The sequence below is a fragment of the Tepidibacillus decaturensis genome (genome assembly GCF_001561915.1).
In the GTDB taxonomy this organism is placed as follows: Bacteria; Bacillota; Bacilli; order Tepidibacillales; family Tepidibacillaceae; genus Tepidibacillus_B; species Tepidibacillus_B infernus.
Genome location: NZ_LSKU01000001.1, coordinates 2162739 through 2168205 on the forward strand (window position 1 = coordinate 2162739; position 5467 = coordinate 2168205).

The window sequence follows — 5467 nt, forward strand, 5'->3', positions numbered from 1 at the left end:
GTTTTAATTCCAAGGTTTCTGACGATGAAAATAGGGAGACCAAAAACAGCCTCCCTACTTGGTATAAATTTGGGTTTTCCCCAAAAACTATTGACGCAATTGACGTAATACGGTTTGTAGGATACCACCATTACGATAGTATTCTACATCTACTACACTATCTAGGCGAGTTAATACTTCGAATTCGAATGTACTGCCATCTTCACGTGTTCCTACAACCTTTAGCATTTGGCCAGGTTTTACATCATTGTCTAAACCAAGAATATCAAAGGTTTCTGTGCCATTAAGATTTAAGGATTTCCAGCTTTGACCGTCGACAAATTGAAGTGGTAATACACCCATACCAACCAAATTACTACGATGAATTCGCTCAAAACTTTCAGCAATGACTGCTTTCACACCTAAAAGGTTCGTTCCTTTTGCCGCCCAGTCACGGGAACTTCCAGTGCCATATTCCTTACCAGCTATAACGACCAATGGAATTCCAGAAGCTTGATACTTCATTGATGCATCATAGATCGACATCACTTCATCGTTTGGTAGATATTTGGTTACTCCTCCTTCTGTTCCTGGAGCAACTTGGTTACGAATACGGATATTTGCAAAAGTACCTCTCATCATCACTTCATGATTACCACGACGGGAACCATAGGAGTTAAAGTCTTTTGGATCCACTCCATGTTCAATTAAATACTTACCAGCAGGACTATCTTTCTTGATATTCCCTGCAGGTGAAATATGGTCTGTAGTCACAGAATCACCAAGTAAAGCAAGTACTCTTGCTCCTTTAATTTCTTGAATATCGTCAAGCTCTGGGCTTAACCCTTCAAAGAATGGAGGATTTTGAATATAGGTCGATCTTTCATCCCACTCATAAAGTTTTCCTTTTGGAACCTCAATTTTATTCCAACGCTCATTTGCTGTAAAGACTGAGCTATATTGTTTGCGGAAGATTTCTGGATTCATTGATTTAACGATCGCCTCTTGAATTTCTTGATTTGTCGGCCAAATATCTTTTAAATAAACAGGCTGATTGTTTTGATCATAGCCAATTGGATCTTTTGTTAAATCAATATCTACTGTTCCAGCTAACGCATAAGCAACAACTAATGGTGGTGAAGCAAGGTAGTTTGCTTTTACTTGTGCATGAACACGTCCTTCAAAGTTACGATTCCCTGAAAGGACAGAAGCAACCGTTAAGTCATTTTCTTCAATCGCTTTACTTACTTCATCTGGCAAGGGACCACTGTTACCAATACATGTAGTACAACCATAGCCAACAATATCAAAACCTAATGCTTTAAGGGATTCCATTACTCCAGCATTATTTAAATAGTCAGCAACGACTCTTGACCCTGGAGCTAATGAACTTTTAACATAAGCTGGTTTTCTTAGTCCGCGTTCAACAGCTTTTTTGGCAACAAGTCCTGCACCTAACATTACACTTGGGTTAGATGTATTGGTACAGCTAGTAATGGCAGCGATTACAACAGATCCAGTGCCCAACTGAGTCTTTTCGCCATTTGGATGAGATACTTCAACTGTTTTCTCAATGTCACTATCAGAAAGGCCTAAACCACCTTTATCAATCGGGTTACGAATCGCTTTATTCCATGCTTCCTTCATCTGAGCCAACTCAATGCGATCTTGAGGACGCTTTGGACCTGCTAAGCTAGGAACAACAGTAGATAGATCGAGTTCAAGCGTATCTGTAAAAACTGGGTCTTCCATTCCGTCAGTACGGAACAAGCCTTGTGCTTTTAAATAGGCCTCAACAAGATTAATTAACTCTTCATCACGGCCTGTTAGTCTAAGATAATTTAAGGTTTCATGATCTACTGGGAAGAATCCCATGGTTGCACCGTATTCAGGAGCCATATTTGCCACTGTTGCACGGTCAGCAAGACTAATATTACTTAATCCATCCCCATAGAACTCAACAAATTTTCCAACAACGCCTTTTTTACGGAGCATTTCGACAACAGTTAGTGCTAAATCGGTTGCAGTCGCTCCCTCTGCTAATTGACCTGTCAACTTAAAACCAATTACATCTGGAGTGACAAAATATAAGGGTTGGCCAAGCATTCCTGCTTCTGCTTCGATACCGCCAACACCCCAACCAACGATTCCTAAACCATCGATCATAGTGGTATGGGAGTCAGTACCCACTAAACTGTCAGGGAAAACAATCGTTTCACCATTTTCCTCTTTTGTCTGAACCACTTTTGCCAAGTACTCAAGGTTTACTTGGTGGATGATCCCAGTTGCTGGTGGTACAGCTCGGAAATTATTAAATGAATCTTGTGCCCAACGCAAAAATTTATATCTTTCTTCATTACGTTCAAATTCAATGTTCATATTGTATTCTAATGCATCTTCACTACCAAATCGATCTACCATGACAGAATGATCAATGACTAGATCTACAGGTACTAATGGGTTAATTTTTTCAGGATCCCCACCTACATCAGCCATCGCTTTGCGCATCGCTGCTAAATCAACGACTGCAGGGACACCGGTAAAATCTTGTAATACAATACGAGCTGGTTTAAATGGAACTTCTTTATCCTTTCCAGCCCCTTTGTCCCAATTTGCTAGTTGCTTTACATGTTCTTCTGTAATTGCTTTTCCATCAACTTGACGTACGGCTGCCTCAAGCAATACCTTGATGGAAAATGGAAGTTTGGATACCTGTCCTATTCCTTTTTCTTCAAGGGCTTTGAGAGAATAGTATTTGTACGTTTTATCTCCCACTTGCAATTCGGAACGAACAGAGAATACATCTTGGTTTGCCATAACCGCTTTCCCTCCCTGATTAAACTTTGTAAAGATTAGTTTTACTGTATGAAACTAAGTTTCTTTTCTATCTGTATCGACTATATTATACATGTTTTTTGGCAATTCGGACATATCTTTTTTTCATAATTTTTATTTTTCCAATATTCTTTACGCTTTTATATCGTTTCTGTATAATTTTTATTAGTGAAAACTAAATTTTATACTATAAAACTTGATAATCAATTGATAGTGATTGGAGCGAACGAAATGGAAGGGCAACCATCGGAAAAAAAATCAACGGTTCGGGCAGTAGAACGTTCATTAGATATTCTTATGTGTTTTGTGGACGAGACAGAATTAAGTCTAACTGAAATAGCAAAACGAATCGCTCTCCATAAAAGTACGGTATTTCGATTACTTCATACGCTAGAACAAAAAGGGTTTTTAATTCGCAATCCAGAGACAGAAAAATATCGTTTAGGCTATCGAATCTGGGAACTCTCTTCAAATCTAATGGGATTAAACGACCCTGCCACTCTTTTATTACCAGAAATGGAGCAATTAAGAGACTTACTTGGAGAAACGATTAGTCTATATGTTAGAGATGGTTATGAGAGGATTAGAATTCAGTCAGTAGAAGGAAATCAATCGATTCGAAGAGTTGCCCCAATTGGTGCAAGGATGCCTCTTTCCGTTGGAGCCTCGAGTAAAATTCTACTTGCTTATGAAGATTTAATAACTAAAGAAAGTCTTCTGAAGCAACTTGAAACATTGTATGGCATAAACACCAATCTCTTTAAACAACTTCTAGAAAAAATAAAACAAAATGGCTATGCTACTAGTTTTGAAGAACGAGAAACAGGGGCAGCCGCGATTTCCGTCCCCATTTTTAACCGTTCTGGCAAATTAGTTGCAGCCCTTTCAGTGTCAGGCCCAATCAATCGGCTAACTCTGACTAAAATGAAGGAAATGGTTCCAATCTTAAAAGAAACCGCCCTCAATATGGGGAAAAAGGTAAGGTAAATATGAAAATCTTCCTATCATCGATAAAAGAATAGCCAATCCGCTTCCAAAGACTGAACTAACAAAATTGACCAGATCATTATTCATCCATCGCCAGCCATGGTGATGGATAGTTTTCTTATGGCAATGTTCTTTCCTTTCTGTTACTTTCTTGCATACTTGACAAAGATAATGTTCTTGAACAGTTGCTCCTAATACACTATCAAATAGAGCACCGGCAACACCACTTAAACCTGTAATCAACAAAAAAGGAAGCCAACCGATTAGCAAGGAACGGTGTTCAATCCATAAGAGGAGCAATGCTATGATACTAATAAAGAAGGAACCACTAATAGAGCCAACCACGCCTAATGCAGAAACTGCTCCAGATGTCCCTTTCTCCACTCGTTTCCCATTTAAAATAAAACGTGGTCTTGTCTTACTTAATACCCCGATTTCTGTTGCCCAAGTATCTGCATTTACCGTGGCAATGGTGGCTACAAAACCAATATAAATCCAATCCTTTTGTAGAAAGTACCCAAGCATTGTTAGAACTGCAGCCCATCCACCATTAGCTAATGCTTGCCAAACATCCCTTTTCCCCGTTTTTTCAAAAACTTCTGCGATCGGATCCTTTTCTCTTTTACGGTAGAAGGAAAGCAGACTTGAAGAAGCAAAAAAGAATATAATGAGAAGATACCAACTCAATTTTTGCCCAAAACCAAAGATAGCGGTTCCTGTTAAGATAGCACCCATTACGCCACTTTTGGACAAGGCTTGTTTTTTATATCCGATATAACCAAAAATCGTACTAAAGAAAAAGCCTAATACCAACATTTTCATCTAAACAGTTTCTCCCCTCTAACCTCTTTAACTAACTCACGAATCGCTTCAACAATTCGTTCTGGTTGTTCTAACATAATCATATGTCCACTCTTCTCTGCTTTCAACCATTTACCTTTTGAAGATAACGAACTGATCTTCCTTTGCATCATCTCCCATGAAGCTTCATCCAAATGTTTATCTCTTCGATCTGCCCATGGTAAAACCAAATCATCAAATCCCCGTGAGATAACAATAAGAGGAAGACCACCTAACGATTGATTTCCTATTTCCTTGCATCCTTTTTCAAGAATCGAAAATTCGTTAACAAGTGTCTTAAAGGAACGATAAGAAAAAATCTGCCGAAGAAGAATGGGCTGGATATCTTGCGGTAATTTTTCCACTAGATCATTAATCCTTTTGGGCAACCATCTAAATTTCGCAATCAATCTTGCAAACCCAACAAAGGATAGAGCTTTTAGAAGTTTAAAGATGAGGATGACCAAGCGTTCCCCAATATGATGAACATTGGGAAACGATAACGTATACTGATTAAGATGAGGACTATCGACAAGAACCATTCCCTTTAACTTGTTTGGAAATTGTTTAGCTAAATATCTTGCGTTTAATCCACCAAAGGAATGCCCAACTAAGATAAAGGTGTCGATTCCTAATTGGTTCAATACCTCTTCCGGTTCGATCGCCATCCTTTTATTTGTTCGAAATTGATCAGGATCATCACTCCATCCATACCCCAATCGATCATAAGAAATAACCATTGTGAACTGAGCAATAGGAACACCTACTTTACTTTACGAGGATATCTATATTTTGTATTAATAGGCAAAAATTATTTAATTAAGAA

At 38.5% G+C, this 5467-nt stretch carries 4 protein-coding genes; 1 reads left to right on the forward strand and 3 read right to left on the reverse strand.

Features of this window, described 5'->3' with window-relative positions; genetic code table 11:
• Positions 1–87 precede the first annotated feature (87 nt).
• Entirely contained in the window at positions 88–2796 is a 2709-nt protein-coding gene (acnA, locus tag U473_RS10205) for an aconitate hydratase AcnA (RefSeq protein WP_068726002.1), read from the reverse strand.
• Between the two features lie 249 nt (positions 2797–3045).
• Here acnA and U473_RS10210 point away from each other — a divergent pair, with 249 nt between their 5' ends.
• Positions 3046–3801 (forward strand): IclR family transcriptional regulator, encoded by a 756-nt coding sequence (locus tag U473_RS10210; protein ID WP_068726005.1) that lies wholly within the window; start codon positions 3046–3048, stop codon positions 3799–3801.
• Here U473_RS10210 and U473_RS10215 read toward each other — a convergent pair.
• Together U473_RS10215 and U473_RS10220 are read right to left on the reverse strand one after the other, a co-directional pair.
• The gene (locus U473_RS10215; RefSeq protein WP_082732495.1) at positions 3760–4623 is read right to left on the reverse strand and encodes a DUF92 domain-containing protein; all 864 of its coding nucleotides are present in this window, start codon (positions 4621–4623) and stop codon (positions 3760–3762) included. The two genes, U473_RS10210 and U473_RS10215, sit on opposite strands and share 42 nt — an antisense overlap.
• Complete coding sequence (locus U473_RS10220) at positions 4620–5381, reverse strand: alpha/beta fold hydrolase (protein WP_068726007.1); 762 nt, start codon at positions 5379–5381, stop codon at positions 4620–4622. The genes U473_RS10215 and U473_RS10220 overlap by 4 nt, the downstream gene beginning before the upstream one ends.
• Positions 5382–5467 lie beyond the last annotated feature (86 nt).

Bases quoted from the DNA above. Each gene is read 5' to 3' on its own strand.
- U473_RS10220 (WP_068726007.1), bottom strand. From the start codon at position 5,381: ATGGTTATTTCTTATGATCGATTGGGGTATGGATGGAGTGATGATCCT.
- U473_RS10210 (WP_068726005.1), top strand. From the start codon at position 3,046: ATGGAAGGGCAACCATCGGAAAAAAAATCAACGGTTCGGGCAGTAGAA.
- U473_RS10215 (WP_082732495.1), bottom strand. From the start codon at position 4,623: ATGAAAATGTTGGTATTAGGCTTTTTCTTTAGTACGATTTTTGGTTAT.
- acnA (WP_068726002.1), bottom strand. From the start codon at position 2,796: ATGGCAAACCAAGATGTATTCTCTGTTCGTTCCGAATTGCAAGTGGGA.